This is a genomic window from Flavobacterium oncorhynchi (assembly GCF_002217355.1).
GTDB classification, from domain to species: domain Bacteria; phylum Bacteroidota; class Bacteroidia; order Flavobacteriales; family Flavobacteriaceae; genus Flavobacterium; species Flavobacterium oncorhynchi.
In genome coordinates this window covers 179,150-198,531 of record NZ_MUHA01000010.1, presented here as the reverse complement: position 1 = coordinate 198,531, position 19,382 = coordinate 179,150, and the positions used below count along the sequence as shown (strand labels likewise).

Below are 19,382 nucleotides of genomic sequence, written 5' to 3'. Positions count from 1 at the left end.
ACAATATATGCTTTATATCTAGTAATTTCTTAATTTTGAAAATAGAAAAACCTAATTCCCCAAATTAGTTATGAAAAGCTTAACCACACTTTTTTTAATGCTTGTTTTTTCTCTAAATAGTTTTGCAGATACTGTTTCAGATAAAGAGAAAGAAGCGTTACTAAAATTTTATCATGCTACAAATGGCTCGCATTGGAAAATAAAGTGGGATTTATCACTTTCGGTCTCGACTTGGTATGGTGTTGAAATAGAAGATGGAAAAGTAGCGGCGCTCAATTTACCAGACAATAATCTGCAAGGAGAATTACCCATTGAATTTTTTGATTTAGTCAATTTAGAAAGGATTGATCTGCATAAAAATAAATTAGAAGGAACATTACCAAATGAAGTAAATAGCTTTAAAGAACTTGAAGTTCTAGACATTTCATCGAATAAAATATCTGGTGAATTGCCTTTAAGTTTTGGGAGTTTAAAAAAGTTAGAAATACTTTCATTGTTCGACAATCAAATTGAAGGACAATTGCCTGGTTCAATATACACGATTACAACCTTAAAAGTATTGCTTTTAAACAGTAATAAATTCTCTGGAAATTTGAGTAAAGAGATATTGAATTTAAATGCTTTACAAAACCTAAGTTTATTTAATAACAGTTTTGATGGTGAAATTCCTGAAGAACTGGAGAAATTAAAGAATTTGTCAGAGATGAATCTTTCGTACAATAAATTTAAAGGAGCTGTTTCAAAAAAATTAACCTTGTTGGATTCGTTGAATATGACAATGTTTGATGAAGATGGAAATCCATTTTTATTAGATTTAATAGAAGAAAAAACACTTGAAAATATTATCGCAAATTAATCGTGCTTATGAATGAATTTTACTCGTTGAAAAAAGTTGATTAAATATATTTAGTTAATTGCCGAAAAACCGTAATTCTTTACGTTTTTTTTTATTTAATTTTTTGAGTTTATGAATTGTTAAAAGGCATTGCAGTTATTTTTATTGTTTTAATTTTGTCAAATAAATTTGATGTTAATTTTTAAAACAGTCATTTTTTTTCATAACTTTAAATAAGAGTAAAGAGAAAACATATAACCTTTTTAATTATAAAATTATGGTATTACAATATCAAGGTGAACAACACGGAAAAGCGACTACTTTTACAATAAGAATTATTGGTAACAACTTGTCAAAAAGCAGCTCTAATTATCAAATTGATTTATTAGTAGGAGATAATAAACTGCCAACTTTTACAACTTCAATTCATCAAAGTCTGTCGAATTGCTTGAAAGAAATTTACTTGTTTAGAAAACATAATGGAATCAAGTTTAATGAAGTATCAGAGAAGATAACGTCACTTTATGTACCTTATGATAAGGTTCTGTACAATTATAATAAACATGCACTATTTATGGCTTAAAAGCCGTTTAGCAGTTATATAAAAAAGACTACTCGGTTGAGTAGTCTTTTTTTTTGTTTTATCAGTTTTATAATTCTTTATTATGAAATAATGAATTAGCTTGATATTCTGGATGTTTGTCGATGTAAGCTTTTATGTAAGGACAATAGGGTTTTACTTTAAGATGATTTTCTTCTGCGTAATCCAAAACATATTTTGCGATGTAAGCCGCTAATCCTTGTCCAGATAATTCTGGCGGAACCTCAGTATGAATATAGGCAATACCGCCATCGAATAATTTATATTGTTCAAACGCCATATGTCCATCTACGTGAATCTCAAAACGTTTGTCTTTTTCGTTGTTTATAACTGTATATTCCATAATTGTTTTTTTTAGTATTGTAAAATTAGTAAGTATAAAACTTAGTAGACTTAATCTATGACAAGAAATTTAAAAAAAACAGCATTGATCGACCTATTCTTTTCTATTCTTTAAAAGTCAGTTCCCCAAAATAATACTCTAACTTTGAGTACTGCTTAAAACAGCAAATAGAATTTGCAGTATAAATCATCAATGAAAGATAAAGAAAATAATCAAAAAGGCTGTTCAGTTCAGGAATGTACTACAGATGATATTAACCGTTTAGGCAGTTCGCCGCTCTATACTATATTTCTTTTTGAAGGCAATGGGAAAGTAAGCGTAGATTTGGTAAAGTACTCTTTTAATGGCAAAATTGTATTGTTTTCAACTCCATATCAAATGGTTTATTTTGAATCTGAATCTCCAATTAAAGTAAAGAAACTGCAGTTTCACGGCGATTTTTATTGTATTGAATACCATAAAAAAGAAGTCGCCTGCAATGGACTTTTGTTTAATAATATTTATCAGCAGACTTTTATAAATCTTGAGCAAGAAGACTATACTGAAATTGACAACATCTTAAGAAAAATGATAATCGAGCTTCAAGAGTCGAATACGTATGCTGCAGCGGTTGTAAAAGCATATTTACAATTGATTCTGGCGTTATGCAGTAAAATTAAATCTAAAGATAACAGCATCGAAGCAGAAAAGAATGCACATCATCCGCTGATGAATTTTAAGGAACTGCTGGAAAATAATTTTCATAAAGAAAGACAGCCCTCTTTTTATGCCGCAAAAATGGGAATTTCGCCCAATAATTTTTCGAAGATCTGCAAGCAGTATTTCTTAAAAACACCTTCGACATTAATTCATGAAAGAGTAATACTTGAATCTAAAAAGTTAATTCATCTGACTTATAAGAGTATGAAAGAAATAGCAGCTGAATTGAATTTTGATGATGAGAATTATTTTAGCCGTTATTTTAAAAAACATACTGGAATTACACCAACAGCTTTTCGTGAAAATGTTGGAATATCTATCGTAGCAGATTTGTCCAGAGAATAGCCATATTTGTCCATTGTAGTCTAAATTGGCTCTTCTTAATTTTGTGTCTAAATACTTAGACTATGAAAATCTTAATCATTTTATCAAAATTACAAGGGCAGTTTATCAATTTTATGCGAATCGCTATTCTTATCGTTATGGTGTGGATTGGCGGACTTAAAGTTTTTCAATATGAGGCTGACGGAATCGTTCCTTTTGTAGCCAATAGTCCTTTGATGAGTTTCTTTTATAATAATCCTAAAGAATATAAAGAACATAAAAATAAAGAAGGGGAGATGGTTCAAAAGAATATTAAATGGAATCATCAAAACGGAACGTATGGTTTTTCGTATGCTTTAGGAACCGTTATTGTCATTATTGGTACATTGACTTTTTTGGGTATTTTTAATAATCGTTTGGGACTTATCGGCGGATTGCTTACTGCAGGAATGGCATTGGTAACTCTTACTTTTTTAATTACGACTCCAGAAACTTGGGTTCCCAATTTGGGAGGCGATCTGCCAACTCCGCAATTTGGTTTTCCTTATTTATCAGGGGCCGGTCGTTTAGTTGTAAAAGATATTATTATGATGGCCGGCGGTTTGATTGTCGCTTCTGATTCTGCTAAAAAGCTTCTGAAAGATTAAGAAAAAAGAATAAGAACAAGTTAATTAGAACTTACTATTTCCTGTTTTTCAACCATCTTTCGATTGGTTCGATAGCAGTATTTATAATAATGACCATAAGTGTACAAATTAAAGCTTCAACAAAATAACCAGTAGCGGCAATACAACCAATAGCAGCACTGCACCAAATTGTAGCGGCCGAGTTTAAACCATGTACATTATCGCCTTCTCTAAAAATGACTCCTGCACCTAGAAAGCCAACGCCCATAACAACTTGAGCTGTTATACGAGTAACATCAACATTTGATACAGTATTGGCAACTTTTATAGATAATAATACAAAAGTTGCAGCTCCTATAGCTACCAGCGTATTCGTTTTTAGTCCCGTTTCTTTATGATTCCATTGTCTTTCAAAACCTATAATTAATCCCGCTAAAGTGGCGGCGGCAAGTCTTGTTAAAAATTCTGTAGTGCTCAAAATTATTACTTTTTAGATCATTAAAAAAGAGTCATTTTCTTGTGAAAGCTGTAATCTTAACATAAAGATATTTAAAAAATAAATATGGTCAACGAGTTTAAAAAGAATCTATTTTAATGCCTCAAACAAAATCTCTACCGGATGCTGCGCTTTACGACCTGTACCATCTGTAATTTGATGTCTGCAGCTTGTTCCTGATGCAGAGATTAATGTAGCCTGCTCTTCTGAGCGGATTGTTGGAAACAAAACCAGTTCTCCTATTTTCATAGAGATATCGTAATGCTCTTTTTCATAACCAAAAGAACCCGCCATACCGCAGCATCCGCTCGGAATGTTTAAAACGGTATAGTTTTTTGGTAGCATTAAAATTTTCTTTAGCGGCACTAATGATGACAATGCTTTCTGAAAACAATGACCATGCATGCGTACACGTTCCGTTTTATCCGTAAAACTAGCTGATGAAATACGACCCTCGTCTAATTCTTTGGCTAAAAATTCTTCGATTAAAAAGGTTTTTGTAGCAGCTAATTTTGCTTTTTCTTTTAAATCGCCGCGGCATAAATCGGGATATTCATCTCGGAAAGATAATATTCCCGAAGGTTCTATTCCAATTAAAATTCCGTTTTGAGGTATAGCTTTTTCAAAATCAAGAATATTTTTCTCGGCTATTTTACGAGCTTCTTTCAGCATTCCTTTAGAAAGATAAGTTCTTCCGCTGATGCCGATTTTCGGAATTTCCACTTGATAACCTAAACGATTTAAAAGTTTAACAGCCGTTTGACCAATTTCAACGTCATAATAATTCAAAAATTCATCATTGTACAAATACACTTTACCATTTGTAAAATCGCCTTTTTGAGTATAGTTTTTCATCCATTTTTCAAAAGTGATTTTATGCATTAAAGGCAATTTTCTCTCCACTGCAAAACCCGATGTTTTTTTGATAATATTTCCTAAAATACCTTTAGTTGATAAATTATAAACCCAAGGTATTGCTGCAAATAAATGGTTTATTTTGGGCGTATTTCCAATCAATTTCGAACGGAATTTAATGCCGTTTTTGTCGTGATATTGTTGTAAGGTTTCGGCTTTTAATTTTGCCATATCAACATTCGACGGGCATTCAGATTTGCAGCCTTTACAGCTTAAACATAAATCGAGAACTTCAAGAAGACCTTCATCATCAAATTTGTTTTCTTTTTTTGAATTCGTTATGGTTTCTCTTAAAATGTTTGCTCTTGCACGTGTAGTGTGTTTTTCGTCACGCGTTGCCATATAACTCGGGCACATTGTACCACCGCTTTTTTCAGTTTTTCTGCAGTCTCCAGAACCATTGCACATTTCGGCGGCACGCAGAATTCCGTTATGTTCAGAGAAATCAAAATAAGTTTCGGGCATTGGAGTTTCTTGACCAGCTGTATATCTTAAACTGGTATCCATAGGCGGTGTATTCACAATTTTTCCAGGATTAAAAACACCCCAAGGGTCCCAAACTTCTTTTATTTGAACAAACATTTGATAGATTTCTTCGCCTAACATCAAAGGGATAAACTCTCCTCGAAGCCTTCCGTCACCGTGTTCACCGCTCAAAGAACCTTTATATTTTTTAACTAGGTGAGCAATGTCTGTCGCAATAGTTCTAAAAATTGCAGTACCTTCTTTTGTTTTTAAATCGATAATAGGGCGCAGGTGCAATTCGCCGGTTGCGGCGTGAGCATAATGTACACAGTTTAAATTTCTTTCTTTTAAAACTGCATTGAAATCTTCAATAAAATTGGGTAAATCGGTTACATCAACAGCTGTATCTTCAATTACAGCGACAGCTTTAGCATCGCCGGGAATATTTGATAATAAACCTAATCCAGCTTTTCTTAAAGTCCAGACTTTATTAGTATCTTCTCCGTAAACTATCGGAAAATGATAGCCAAGATTTTTAGAGCGCATCAAAGCTTCCATTTCTGTCGCAACAGCGTCAATTTCTTCTTGAGTATCACGTAAAAATTCGATTGCTAAAATTGCTTGCGGATTGCCTTTTACAAAAAAGCGATTTTTGCTTTGCTCAATGTTTTCTTTTGTACATTCTAGAATATAATGATCGATTAACTCAACGCTGTCTGGATTGAATTTTAAGGCTTCAATGTTAGCTTTTAATGATTCGTTAATGCTTTCAAAATGTACGCAGACTAAAGCAGCTTGGGGTTTTAAAGCGTCGACTAAATTTAATTTTATGGCTGTAGAAAAGAACAAAGTCCCTTCGGATCCTGCAATTAATTTACAAAAATTAAACTTTTCGGTTGAATCTCCAAAAGGCATAGAATCTGCTAATAAATCTAAAGCGTAACCAGTATTTCTTCTAGGAATTGTTTTTTTAGGAAAATTATTCTCAAATAAAGTTCTGTTGGCTTCAGATGATAAAATATCTTTAGCTTGAAGATAAATGGCTTGTTCTAGCGGACTTACTACATTAATTCCGTTGCATTTGTCTTCGAATTCAGCATTTGTCAAAGGACCAAAAGTAACCTCGCAGCCATCAGCCAGAAAACCTTTAATTTCAAGTAAATGTTCACGGGTAGAACCATAAACAACAGATCGTGCACCGCAGGCATTATTGCCGACCATACCGCCAATCATGCAGCGATTACTGGTAGAAGTTTCTGGTCCAAAGAACAGTTTATATGATTTTAAATGAAGATTTAATTCATCACGAATAACTCCAGGTTCTACCCAAGCCGATTTCTCGGTTGCATCGACTGAAATGATTTTGGTAAATTCCTGCGAAATATCGACTATAATTCCGTTTCCAACCACTTGACCAGCAAGCGAGGTTCCGGCAGCACGCGGTATTATGCTGCTTTTATTTTCTCTTGCAAATGCGATAATTTTTTGAATATCTTCTTTAGTTTTTGGAACTGCAACTGCCAAAGGCATTTCTTTGTAAGCGCTTGCATCAGTAGCATAAAGCAAGCGCATAGTATGATCGTAAAATAATTTACCTTCTAGCTGCTTTTCTAAACTTTCAAGATTAATAGAATTCTTGGAAAGGATATTATTGTTATTCATTTTAATACAGTAATTATAGAGAAGATTGCCTTATCCAAAATTATTCGGATAAGAAGTCAGGAATAGTCTTTGTTTGTTGTTGCTGTTTTTTAACACATAATCCAGAAACTCAATTAGAGTTTTGTCACTTCGATTTCTATGATAAAATCAAATCTTTTTTCAGGAGCTAATCCCGCTATCCGTTTCAATCTTTTGTGGCGAATCCCGCCACAAAAGGATTTCCACTACTATCGGGGCTAGGTCAATGATTTTAATAACAATATTTTCGTTTAGTTTGTCATTTCGACCAAAAGGAGAAATCACACGAGAAACGCCGCAATCACAATCGCCAATCTTTGTCGAATCTTGTGTGTGATTCCTCCTTTCAGTCGAAATGACAATATTGTGTTTAAGCGTGAGAATTATGTGTTAAATGTTTTCTACAATTCGCTTAATGCAATGTCAAGTAAACGCACCATTTCATCGGCATTTTGTTTGCTGAATGTCATAGGCGGTTTTATTTTTAAAACATTATGTAAGGGACCGTCTGTACTGAGTAAAAAGCCATTGGCTTTCATTTTTTCGACTACAATATCTATTTTAGGAACGGCAGGTTCCATTGTTGTTCTGTCTTTTACCATTTCGGCACCAATAAATAATCCGTGTCCTCGAACATCGCTTATTATTGGGTATTTTGCCATCAAAGTTTTGAGACCGTTCATCAAATGATTTCCTACTTCGAGTGCATGCTGCTGCATTTCTTCTTCCTGAATAACATCTAAAACTGCTAATCCTGTTGTCATAGAAACTGGATTTCCTCCAAAGGTGTTAAAATACTCTAAACCGTTATTAAATGAATCAGCAATTTCCTCTGTTACAATTACCGCTGCGAGCGGATGTCCGTTGCCAATTGGTTTCCCTAAAACAACAATATCCGGAATTACATTTTGTAATTCAAATCCCCAGAAATGATCTCCGATTCTTCCAAATCCTACTTGAACTTCATCGGCGATACAAACACCTCCAGCAGCTCTGACATATTCATAAGCTGTTTTTAAATAGTTTTCGGGTAACGGAATTTGCCCGCCGACTCCCAATAAAGTTTCACAAATAAATACGGCAGGTGCTTTATTTTCCTTTTTTAAATCTTCGATAATTCGTTGTACATCAGCAGCATATTTTTCGCCTGCTTTTGCATCGCCGTATTTAAAAGGACCTCGATATAAATCAGGATTAATTGCTTTATGAATCCATGGCATTTGACCAGAACCGCCTTTGCTGTCAAATTTATACGGACTCATTTCCATTGCCACAGTTGAGGTTCCGTGATATGCATGATCCAGTACAATAATATCTTTTTGTTTGGTATAATGACGGCTCATTCTAATCGCTAAATCATTTGCTTCGCTTCCAGAATTTACAAAATAACAAACGCTTAGTTTTTCGGGTAATGTTGCTGTTAATTTTTCAGCATATTCCGTTATGGCGTCATTTAAGTATCTTGTATTTGTATTTAAAGTTGCAATTTGTTTTTGCATTTTTCTAACTACAACTGGGTGGCAATGCCCAACATGCGACGGATTGTTTACGCAATCTACAAAGGTTCTTCCTTTGTCATCATACAAATATTGCAACGCGCCTTTAACAATTTTTAATTTGTCTTTGTAACCAATGCTTAGATTTCGACCAATTTTCTTTTTGCGAACTTCAAGTAAATCGCTGTAATCATTATCATTAATTAATCCTTCAAAACCACAAGCTTTTCTAAAGGCATCTTGCGCTTTTATTGGATTAATTTGAATTAATTTATACAATAAATCCCAAGCCGGTTTTTCGGTAATAAAATGATGTTCATTATTACTGTCTAACGAAGCATTGTAAGCAGATTGTGTAACGCTGATACAAAGTCTTCCGGCTATTAAATAATACAATAAATCTAATTCCTGTTCCGTAAGTGCGTAGGCTTTATGATACCCCTGAACAATTGATGCCGCAACAGCAAGCGGATCTTCTTCATCGAGCATGGCATAAGTACAAGCAATAGCTAGATTATTGACAAGAACGGTGTAAACCATATCGCCAAAATCAATCAAACCACTTATACGATTACCTTGTACTAATACATTATAGTCGTTGGCATCGTTGTGTATATAAGCATGTCTCAGTCGATGTATTTGAGGCAGAACTTCTGTATCAAACTGCAGTAGAAAATAACCTGCAATACGTCTTTTTTCGTGATTTAGAATGTGTTTTAAGTTGTCTCCGGCTTCACTCGCATGACTAATGTCCCAAGTATAATTGCGGTGCATTGCAGGATGTGAAAAATCCTTCAAAGCATTGTCCATATTACCTAAAAAAGAACCTAAATTAGAATGTAATTCAGTTGTTTTAGCTTTTTCATCAACCCAAAAAGTACCTTCTAAAAAGTTTAGAATTCGTATATAATAGATATGATTGTCAAGTACTATTTTGGTTAATTCACCGCCTTGTTTATTAATGCAAAATTGCTGAAAACAATTAGAAATATTACTTCTGGTTAAGTGTTTTATGATTTCAACCTGCGCTTCTAAAAAAGGAAATGGATGACTTTCATTTGATACTTTTAGAATGTACTTTTCATTTTTGTCATTCGATAAAAGAAAATTTAGTTCATCATATCCATTTAATGCCTTTACGGTTACGTTTAATCCGTAATGCTCTTTTACTAAGTCTTGAATAGCTGCTTCTGAAAAAGTCATTTGTATTATATTTTATTTATTTTATTTTTTCGCCACGAATTGCACGAATTAGCGCGAATTATATTTTGTTTCTGCGATCTTGTAAAACTTTTTTTGTCACGACCCGAGCGATAGCGAACAGGCGAAGCAATTACACTAATTTGCACTAATTATTATACGCAATCTATTAAAAAAAATTCGTGCCAATTCGTGTAATTCGTGGCAAACCTAATCTTGTCTTATTTTATTTCCAAATCACAGCTTGTGCAGGCTGTAATGGGTTTTGTCCAACTAGTATTTTACTTCCTTGAGGAATAGGCAGATTAATAGGCTCATTGGTATAATTTACACCTACGTAAAAACCATCTCTCCATTCTATAAAAACACCTTTTGGTAAGTTTTCAATTGCAACTTTTGCACGAGAATAGGTGTCACGTACAATTTGTCTCTCTAAATTTCCATCATTGCTTTCTACTCCAATATAAGTAATAGTTCCTTTGCCTAATTTTCGGGTTACAGCTGCTGCTTTGCCTTTGTAAAACTGATCGTCATAAGTGGCTAAAACTTCTGTTCCTTGTTTAGGCGATAAAACATCTGCCCAAGTATTCCATTTGTAATTGTTGTTTCCAGCTTTAATAGTTCCGTTTACATCAGAAACTAACATGTCAAAAAAGTCAACATCAGCACCAATTAAAGGAACAATAGGAGCATTCCAATTTGCTTCAAAAAAATGACCATTTCTGTCTTTCTGTCCTGTACGGCAAGTTAGAATTAAATTTCCTCCATTCTCTACATATTTTTGCCATTTTGCCACTAGTTTTTGATCAACAAGTTGATAAGCCGGCGCAACAATAAATGGGTAATCATCAAAATTCGCCTCTTCAGTAATAAAATCCATTGGAGCACCTGTTGATTTAATGGCCGAAGTATAAGTGTTTCTATGTTTCCAAGTATTCCAGAATTTGGTTTGTTTCTGGTTTTCTAAATCCCAAAGATTGTCATGACTCCATAAAAAACCAGTTTTTCTTTTTGCAATTTCTTGCGGTATTACGGCTTTCGGATTGTATTCTTTACGAAGCAGTTTCATGTCTTCGATAGATTGCACAAATTCTTTTCCGCCTTGAGTAAGTGTTACGCCATCTGTACCTACGATTCCGTCGTGATACATTTCGCTGCTTCCAAGCGGATGTCTATATCTATAAGTACAAGTAAAAGAACAGCCGCCGCCAAAAGCCTGCGAAATCCACATGTGTACTGTTCCAGGCAGTAACTGCGGATTAATACTCGCCCAGTTTACCTGCCCAGGTTGTAATTCCATAACACCAGTAACGCCTGTTATTGATCTGTAATAATCATTTGCTTCTGAAATTTTGCTTGGTGAACCCATTCTAAAACTATAGCCGCCTAACGGATTTTGACCGCTTACTGGATACATTGTATAGGTTATAAAATCCATTTTGTCAGCACTTCTTGGATCAGCATCATAAATTACGTTGGTAAAGTTTGTTGTAATCCATTGTTTTGTATCAACATATTTTCTAAGTATTTCAGCTTGTCTGTTCAAGTACTGAGCTTGAGCATCAGAAGTAAATCTTTTGAAATCTAAAACAGCATGCGGACTCAATTTATCTTCAAAATACATTTCAGCATTTGGTAAAACAATCTGCTCGAAGTTATTGTAACGTGTGCTCCAGAAATTTCCAACCCATTCTGTGTTTAACTTTTCGATTGTTCCGTATTTGGCTTTAAGCCAAATCTGAAATGCTTTGCGTGCTGATGGACTAAAATCTGCGGTGCCAAGAGGTTCATTGTCGATCTGCCAGCCCATGATATTTTTATTCTTACCGTATCTTTTTCCTAATTCGGCAACAATTTGATCTGTAAATTCTCTGTATTTTTCATTAGTTATAGACACATTTGCTCTGTTTCCGTGTTCCCTGCGGTGGCCGTTTGCATCTACTAAATATATCTCAGGATATTTTTCTCCCATCCATGCCGGCGGAGTTGGAGTCGGCGTACAAAGAATTACTTTTAAACCTTCTTTTTCGGCTATTGCCAAAGCATCGTCCAGCCATTTAAAATCATAAACACCTTCTTGAGGTTCCATGTAAGTCCAAGCAAATTCAGCAAAATGCGTAAATTCAAAACCAAGTTTTTTAATGTTTTTTAAGTCGCGTTCCCATTGTTCTCTCGGCCATTGCTCAGGATAATAATAAACGCCAATCTGCATTAAATCAGGTTTTGAGAAAAAACGCTGCGGATCTTTTTTTTCTGAAGAGACTGCTTTTTTATTTTGCGAAAAAATAGGTGTCGAATGACTGCCTGCAATAAATGTTACTGCAGCAATAAATTTTGCAAGAGATATATTTTGGTTGAACATACTTTGTAATATTGTTGTGTTAATAAAATTTAACTATTTCACTTATCATTGAGTTAATAGTTGGTTTTGTTTCTATCATTTTTAATGTTTTGAATTGGCTCCTGCTTTAGCTGGAGTAATTGGAATGAAAACATAAATTGGCTTTAGCCGAAAACTCTTTAATTTGGCTAAAGCCATTGTAAACATTATCAATTCTTAAACCTCCAGCTAAAGCAGGAGGAAATTCAAATCAAATACCTAAATCTGTTGCTTTCTTTCACACGGTTAATCTATGTTTATTTAAAACAAGTGAAACGCCTTCTTTTTGATTAAAAAAAACTATGTTTCTATGTGTTTAGAATTATTGCATCCAGCGTTTTATTATTTATCTTCTAAAAGAAGCATTAAATAATGCGCTGCTGACCAGCTGAAATTATAAGCTTCAAGTCCTTTTCCGGTTAAAGGCTGATAATTTTCTCTAATAGAAGTTCCTTTGTCCAGAACACCATCAGCATTATGAATAAGTTTATGCGCTAATTGATTTGCTTCGTTTGTGTATCCGTATTTTTCTAATCCATTGATACCAAAATAACTTTGATCAAGCCAAATTGGTCCTCTCCAATAACCGCCTTCGGGTTTAAATTTCGGATGATTGGCTGCCAATGTTGGCAAAGGAACAAATGTGTTGAAAATAGCTGGATTTAGCATGTTTTCTTTCATTAATTTAGTCTGTTCAGGAGTTGCAACTTCTGCCCAAATTGGCAGATATCCTTCGCATCCCATAATCTTTATTAACGATTTTCCATCGATTGTTGTATCGTAGTACCAACCAGTAGACGCATCCCAAAATTGAGCTTGAATTTTAGCTTTTAGTGCTGTGCTTTCGTCTTGCCAGTCTTTTGATTCTTTGGTCAATTTTAAAACTTGTGCCATTTTACTTAAATAGTTTTTTTCGGCATACAAGAATGAATTTAAATCGACACTTTCCTGATCTAAAGAAAAAGCTTTTTCTGCATTTTTCAAGATTTTACTATCATCAAAACGAACTGCATTGTCCATTCCGCTTTCCCATTTGGCAGCAATTAAAGTTCCGTCTGTTGAGCCAAATTCGCATAAACCATCTTGATCGTGATCGCGTTCTTTGTACCACCAGTCATGGTATAGTTTTAATTTTGGATAAAACTCTTTTAAGAAACCAGCGTCTTTTGTCTTCTCATAAATCTGCCATATTGCCCATGCTGCAAGTGGCGCTTTTGTGTTACGGTAATTGTTTTCTTCGATAAGATTATTTCTGTAAACACAGTCAGGAATAAATCCGTTTGGTTCTTGATAATCAAATAAAGCACGCATTTGGTTTTTTGCCAATTCAGTATCATAATTAGCTACCGCTGCCGCGTGTTTCCAGCTGTCCCACGCCCAAAATCCATGAAACCATTCATAATTGTAGCTCGGAAAAAGGCCTCCGTGTTTTAAACCTTCTGCTGCAATTCTGGTATTGTTTTGTAATGTCAATTCTAATTTTGCAATTAAATCAGAATAAATGTTGTCTTTGTAAATTACTTTTTTCTTGGCAATTAATTGTGCCAATAGATTTTCTTTCTCTTTTTGTGTGTTGTTTAATAGTGTGTTAAATGTTGTTTTAGCGATCGTTTCTTTTTCTTTCTGCCATGAATATTGTGGAAAAATATAGGTTTGAGAAACAACAATTTCCTTAGTTTCATTAGGTTTTAAAGTCAGTTTTTCAGTTTGAGCTTTGTAACCTTCTTTTGTAATTTCGATTACCGGATTTGAGTTTAAAAACTGAATGTATCCAATCGCTGTACTTTTTGAAGAAACTATTTTTAAAGTTTTGTTTTCATCGGATAACTTTAAATCATTTAAAAAAAGAGAGGCGTTATAAGACGGATAAAGTGTTATTGCTTTTCCTGTTTTATTGGTAATACTTGTTTTTTGAAGCGCCGAATGGCCTGATAAATAAACCAGTTGTTGTTTTACGCTTACTTTTTCGTTTTGAAACTGCTGTTCAAGATGACTGTTGTAACTGTTTTGATTTACTAAAGCGTTTTTCCAGTTAATGACTTCATTTTTGTTTTCGTCAGTAAGCTGTAAAGAAACAAATGATGGACTCAGCCAAACTCCGTTTTGTTCTGTCATTAAAAATGGACCTGAAAATCCTGCCTGCGTATTTGATGTGTCCAAGAATCCAAATGCAAACCATGCGCCTTTATCTGAGAAAGCCAATGAGTTGCGATCTTCAGCTTTCGCTGGATTTCCCTTATAATTTAAGCTGTTTTTTGCGGATTCTAAAATTGGAAATCCTTTTTGCGCCGAGCCGGATTGTAAGATAAAAAAGAAGGATAGAATAAAAAGTATATGCCTTTTGCCCATGTTATTTCGTCTTTATTGAATGTTTTTTGTTTTTATTTCAGCTGTTTATATGAATCGATGCTTTTCGATAAATATAATATTGTGGAGAATGGTTTATAAAAAACTATCTTCAGCAATTTGCTATTAGATAAAAAGAATAGCCCAAGAAATATAGGGCTATTCTTTTAAAAATCGTAATTATTTAATGGATTAATTTGCTTGTAATTCTGTTATCGGAATAGGGTAGAAGTTGTTTTTTGCAGCATCAAACCCAGTACGTCCTGCAGCATCAAGAGCAGTTTTTGTTTTTCCCCAACGACGTAAGTCATAAAAACGATAGTTTTCAAGCGGAAATTCAAGAATTCTTTCGTGCTCGATTTGAGCTTTTACAGCGCTTGCAGTTGTTCCCGTCATTGCCGTCATATCGGCTCTATTACGCACTTTGTTGATGTACGGAATTGCTTCTGCTGTACGGCCTAATTCGTTTAATACTTCGGCCTGCATCAACAATACGTTTGAGTATCTCATTAATGGAACGTTGATTGCTGTAAATTCCTGATTCATTTTTTCCTGTGTACTTGGAATAAATTTACGGAATACTGGTTTGTCTGTATCGCCAAATTTATCATCATAAGTAGTTCCTAATACTAACGGATTGCTTGGATCATTAAAATAAGGATCTTTGAAGAAAATGGTACTGTAAAAACGAGTGTCGTAGTTACCTGTAGTTGCTGTTTTTCCTTCTTTTTTAAATTCGTTTATAAGTACTTTACTTGGAAGGATTTCATCCCATCCGCCTAATTCTGCAGCAGCCATCCAATAATGAAGTGCATTGCGATAAAAAGCACCATTTGCTGTTGTTTCTGTAAACTGCAATTCGAATATTGATTCTCTGGTATTTTTAGAGGTACCATCAAACATAGAAACGTAATCTTTAACTAAGTCATATCCTTGTACTTTATTAAGTGCAGTAAGAGATTCGTTTAAGAAAGCTTGTTTTTGAGCAGTTTCTTCATAAGCTCTGGTTAAATAAGCAAATCCAAGGTAGCTGTTTGCAGCTCCGCTCGTTGCGCGTCCCGTTTTATCTGTAGATTGTTTTGCAGGAAGTACTGCAGCCGCAGCTTTAAGTTCGCTTGTAATAAAATCCCATGCTTCAGCACGTGTTGATAACGGAATGCTTAGATCGCTTTCTTTAGTAATGTATTTTTTTCTAACATAAATCTGTTCCCAATTTAGGAGCAGTTTCATATGGTAATAAGCACGTAAAAAACGAGCTTCGGCTTCAATTTGTGCTCTGTCAGCATCGTTTAAGTTAGCTGCAGGAACTTGTGGCAATTTATCGATAACTTGATTCGCATTACTGATTCCTCTATAGTTAAGTCTCCAATACGTTGTAAATTGAGGATTACCATTTGTATAGGTAAATGTTGAAAGTTCAACCCAGCTTTGGTAGTTTAAGGCATCGCTTCCTAAGTCGCAAATGTCTTCACGATAAGCTTCAACCGGCCATTTTACTTCGGCAAAAGCCCATTCGTCTACGGCTGCTTCAAGTTGTGAATACGTTGCTGCCAAAGCAGATTCTGCATCGGCTTTATTTCTCCAGAAATTACCTGAGGTAAGCTGGTCTGGAGATTGCTGGTCTAGATAATCACTACAACTTGTAATAGTGAATAAGCTTATGATGGATAGTAAATAAAATATCTTGTTCATGATTTTGTCTTTTTTAAATAGAATTAAAATATATATTGAACACCTGATACAAATGATCTTGTAAATGGATAAACAAAACGATCAACACCAGTGTCAAGAACAGATGCACGAGAAAATTCTGGATCAATACCTGAGTAATCGGTGATTGTAAATAGGTTTTCAACACTTACATAAAATCTAAGTTTGTCTATTTTAGCTTTACCTAACATTTTACTTGGGATAGTATATCCTAATTGTATTTGACGCATTCTTACGAAGTTTCCGCTTTCAAGAAAACGATCAGATTCACGGCTGTTTCCGTTAGGATCTTGCAATACGGCACGCGGCATATTACTGCGGTTTTCTGGTGTCCAAGAATTTAGAGTCGAAGCCAGCATATTGGTTCCTGCACTCATAGATTCGTAAAAATATCTATTTCCGTTATACAGTTTGTTACCCCATCCGCTTCCAATTAATGCAGAGAAGTCAAAACCTTTGTAACTCGCTCCTAAACTAAGATTTGCTTCTAATTTTGGTAATCCCGTTCCAGCATAAGCTTTGTCATTTTCATCTATAGAACCATCTCCATTTAAATCTTTAAAACGAATATCTCCAGGCTGTGCATTTGGCTGTAATAAAACACCATTTTTGTTGTGTGCTTTTACTTCCTCAACAGTTTGGAAAATACCATCAGTTTTGTACAAATAGAAACCACTTATTGGACTTCCTACACGTGCTTGTGTTGGGAAATGCTCTTCTCCAAATTTCAATCCTTCACCATAAATAGTTTGTCCTTCGTTTGCCAAAGACTCTACTTTATTTTTAAGTGTAGTAAGGTTGAAACCTACATTGTATTTGAATTCCTCAACTTGATCGCGATAGTTTACTTCAAGTTCAAAACCGCTGTTGCTGATTTTACCTACGTTAAGTATCGGATTATCAATACCTGCAGATGGTGCTAATCTTTTTGTAATTAATAAATTATCAGTAACATTGTGGTAGTAGTTCATAGAACCACTGATTTTTCCGTTTTTAAGCGTGAAATCGATACCAACGTTTTTAGAATCAGTTGTTTCCCATTGCAAGTTTCTGTTTTCTAATGCAGTTGCAATACTTCCCGGCCATGGGTTGCTTCCAACACCTTGTACATAACCGTTGCCTAAACTATTTCCAGTTTTGATTAAAGTATTTGCAGAGTAATATCCTAAAGCAGCTTCGTTACCCAATTGTCCCCAGCTTGCACGTAATTTTAAATTTGAGATGAAAAAATCTTTTGGGAAGAAGTTTTCTTGATCTATTTTCCATCCTAAAGCAATCGATGGGAAAGTTCCCCAACGGCTGTCTTCTCCAAATTTAGATGAACCATCTTTTCTAACCGTCATTTGAAGCAAGTAACGATCGTTGAAAGAGTAGTTTAAACGGCTGAAAAAGGATACACGATTGTATTGAAATTTTGAACCGTCAGCAGAGTAAGTTCCTCCTTTACCTGCACCGATAGTTTCAAAATTTGGATCTAAAAATCCAGAAGGACGATCGATTGATACCAGCTCTCCGTTTTCTACAGAATAGTCTGTTGTTTTTCCTTCAACACTTACTTGATTCCAGTTTGATGATTGACCATTAATAGTGTTACCAAGCATTAAACCAAAAGTATGTTTTCCAAAAGTTTTATCAACAGTGATGATATTGTCTAATATCTGCTCATCCCAATGTGATCTTAATTCCGTTTGCATCGGATAAAGATGCACTTCTTTTGGGTTAGCAATAAATGGCGGAAAATGAGCCATTTGCTGGTTGTTTTTCATATGGTATGAATAAGCAATTTTATACTTCAACCATGAAGTAATGTTTGCTGTAATAGCAATATTTGCTGTCAAATCTTGTCCGTTGTCTTTGCTTTTTCTAAAATGCTCTTCGGCTACTGGATTTGTTCCTGCTGGAAGTCCATTTTTACCCGTTAATCCATAGCCGTATTGCTCGTTTGAATCGTAAACAGGAACTAAAGGAGCCATCGTGTATACCTCTTTTAATTGAAAATTAGGCAGTGCATTTTGTGTTGCTATATAGGCCATTTTTCCGTCTACATCAAAAATAGACTTTTTAAAGCTTACTCTTGCACTTGCTGTTTGCTGGCCAAAATCATTATCAATTACAACTCCTTTTTGTTTTACGTAGTTACCATACAAAGCAAATTTAATATCGCCCTGTCTTCCTTGAACTCCTAAGCCATAATTTTGTGTAAGTCCAGAACGGAAAACTTCGTCCTGCCAGTCTGTGTTAACATCAGATGGAGCAGTAATATAAGCAGGAAGCGGTTTTGGCGATGTAGCATATTTGTTATACTCATCATACATTCTTTTATGTACTGTGCGATAACCGTCAGCATCTAATAAGTCTAAAGTGTTAGCAACATTCGTTAAACTTAAAAATGAACTGAAATCTACTTTTATACCTTCTTTTTGACCATTTTTGGTGGTAACGATAATTACTCCATTTGCCGCAACAGATCCGTAAATAGCAGCAGCAGCTCCATCTTTAAGAACCTCCATCGATTCGATGTTTGTTGGGTTTATGGTTTTAATATCGCCTTGAAAGCCGTCAATAATATAAAGCGGTTCAGTTGCTCCAAAGGTATTTACGCCGCGTATTTTTACTCTTACATCTGCGCCGGCAATACCACCGCTTTTTTGCACATTTACACCCGCTACTAAACCTTGCAGTGCTTCGGCAGGATTTGTTGCAGCCCTTGCTTCAATGCTTTCTTTTTTAACAGATGAAATTGCTCCGGTAACGTTGCCTTTTTTCTGAGAGCCGTAACCAATTACAATAACTTCATTAAGTTTATTGGTTTCTTCCATCATTGTTACATTAATCGTAGTCCGGTTGTCTGCGATTTCCGTTTTTTGAGTAAAACCCAAGAACGAATAAATGATTGTAGGATTTGTTAAATTTGAGGGGAATGACAATGTATAATTTCCATCAAAATCCGTTGAAGCATTGTAGTTTGAATCTTTTATAGAAATGCTTACGCCTGGTAACGTATTGTTTTTATCATCAGTTACTTTTCCGGTTATGCTTTTTTGCGCTTGACCATAATGGAGAGTTGGCAGCCATAAACATAATAGTAAAGGAATAAAATTCAGCTTCCTAATTAATAGTTTTTTCATTTGGTGATAGTTTTTGGTTAATTAAAATCCGATAGTTTTTCTTTTTTTTAGTTTTTTTTAATTGTTATAAAAGCAGTTTATTTTTTGGCTTCGGTTTCAAACCTGATGTATAAAATGCGATGAATTTTTAATCTGTTT

Annotated in this window: 12 protein-coding genes; 4 read left to right on the top strand and 8 right to left on the bottom strand. The window is 34.6% G+C overall.

The window, feature by feature from the left end:
- Positions 1 to 70 precede the first annotated feature (70 nt).
- Positions 71 to 856, top strand: coding sequence for a leucine-rich repeat domain-containing protein (locus tag B0A75_RS09130; RefSeq protein ID WP_089053972.1), 786 nt, complete (start codon positions 71 to 73; stop codon positions 854 to 856).
- A 256-nt stretch (positions 857 to 1,112) separates the two neighbouring features.
- Positions 1,113 to 1,418, top strand: coding sequence for a hypothetical protein (locus B0A75_RS09125; RefSeq protein WP_089053971.1), 306 nt, complete (start codon positions 1,113 to 1,115; stop codon positions 1,416 to 1,418).
- A 67-nt stretch (positions 1,419 to 1,485) separates the two neighbouring features.
- Here the strand turns inward: B0A75_RS09125 and B0A75_RS09120 are convergent, their stop codons facing one another.
- Positions 1,486 to 1,779, bottom strand: a complete 294-nt coding sequence (locus tag B0A75_RS09120) for a GNAT family N-acetyltransferase (protein ID WP_089053970.1) — start codon at positions 1,777 to 1,779, stop codon at positions 1,486 to 1,488.
- A gap of 192 nt (positions 1,780 to 1,971) precedes the next feature.
- On the opposite strand from B0A75_RS09120, the gene B0A75_RS09115 reads away from it, so the two are divergent.
- Both B0A75_RS09115 and rclC read left to right on the top strand, forming a co-directional pair.
- Positions 1,972 to 2,823 (top strand): helix-turn-helix domain-containing protein, encoded by an 852-nt coding sequence (locus tag B0A75_RS09115; RefSeq protein WP_089053969.1) that lies wholly within the window; start codon positions 1,972 to 1,974, stop codon positions 2,821 to 2,823.
- A gap of 62 nt (positions 2,824 to 2,885) precedes the next feature.
- Positions 2,886 to 3,449: a reactive chlorine resistance membrane protein RclC gene (gene rclC / locus B0A75_RS09110; RefSeq protein ID WP_089053968.1), complete on the top strand. Its 564-nt coding sequence runs from the start codon at positions 2,886 to 2,888 to the stop codon at positions 3,447 to 3,449.
- Positions 3,450 to 3,483: 34 nt separating this feature from the next.
- Here rclC and B0A75_RS09105 read toward each other — a convergent pair whose 3' ends face one another.
- The 7 genes from B0A75_RS09105 to B0A75_RS09075 form a co-directional block, all read right to left on the bottom strand.
- A complete protein-coding gene (locus B0A75_RS09105; RefSeq protein WP_089053967.1) occupies positions 3,484 to 3,906 on the bottom strand; it encodes an MgtC/SapB family protein in 423 nt (140 codons plus the stop codon).
- Between the two features lie 108 nt (positions 3,907 to 4,014).
- The gene (locus B0A75_RS09100; protein WP_089053966.1) at positions 4,015 to 6,966 is read right to left on the bottom strand and encodes an FAD-binding and (Fe-S)-binding domain-containing protein; all 2,952 of its coding nucleotides are present in this window, start codon (positions 6,964 to 6,966) and stop codon (positions 4,015 to 4,017) included.
- A gap of 419 nt (positions 6,967 to 7,385) precedes the next feature.
- Positions 7,386 to 9,683: an aminotransferase class III-fold pyridoxal phosphate-dependent enzyme gene (locus B0A75_RS09095; RefSeq protein ID WP_089053965.1), complete on the bottom strand. Its 2,298-nt coding sequence runs from the start codon at positions 9,681 to 9,683 to the stop codon at positions 7,386 to 7,388.
- Positions 9,684 to 9,906: 223 nt separating this feature from the next.
- A complete protein-coding gene (locus tag B0A75_RS09090) occupies positions 9,907 to 12,042 on the bottom strand; it encodes a beta-galactosidase (protein WP_089053964.1) in 2,136 nt (711 codons plus the stop codon).
- Between the two features lie 360 nt (positions 12,043 to 12,402).
- Positions 12,403 to 14,409, bottom strand: coding sequence for an MGH1-like glycoside hydrolase domain-containing protein (locus tag B0A75_RS09085; RefSeq protein WP_089053963.1), 2,007 nt, complete (start codon positions 14,407 to 14,409; stop codon positions 12,403 to 12,405).
- Positions 14,410 to 14,598: 189 nt separating this feature from the next.
- A complete protein-coding gene (locus tag B0A75_RS09080; RefSeq protein ID WP_089053962.1) occupies positions 14,599 to 16,098 on the bottom strand; it encodes a RagB/SusD family nutrient uptake outer membrane protein in 1,500 nt (499 codons plus the stop codon).
- A gap of 23 nt (positions 16,099 to 16,121) precedes the next feature.
- Positions 16,122 to 19,244 carry a SusC/RagA family TonB-linked outer membrane protein gene (locus tag B0A75_RS09075; RefSeq protein ID WP_244284370.1) on the bottom strand — a complete coding sequence of 1,041 codons (3,123 nt, stop codon included), beginning with the start codon at positions 19,242 to 19,244 and terminating at the stop codon, positions 16,122 to 16,124.
- Positions 19,245 to 19,382 lie beyond the last annotated feature (138 nt).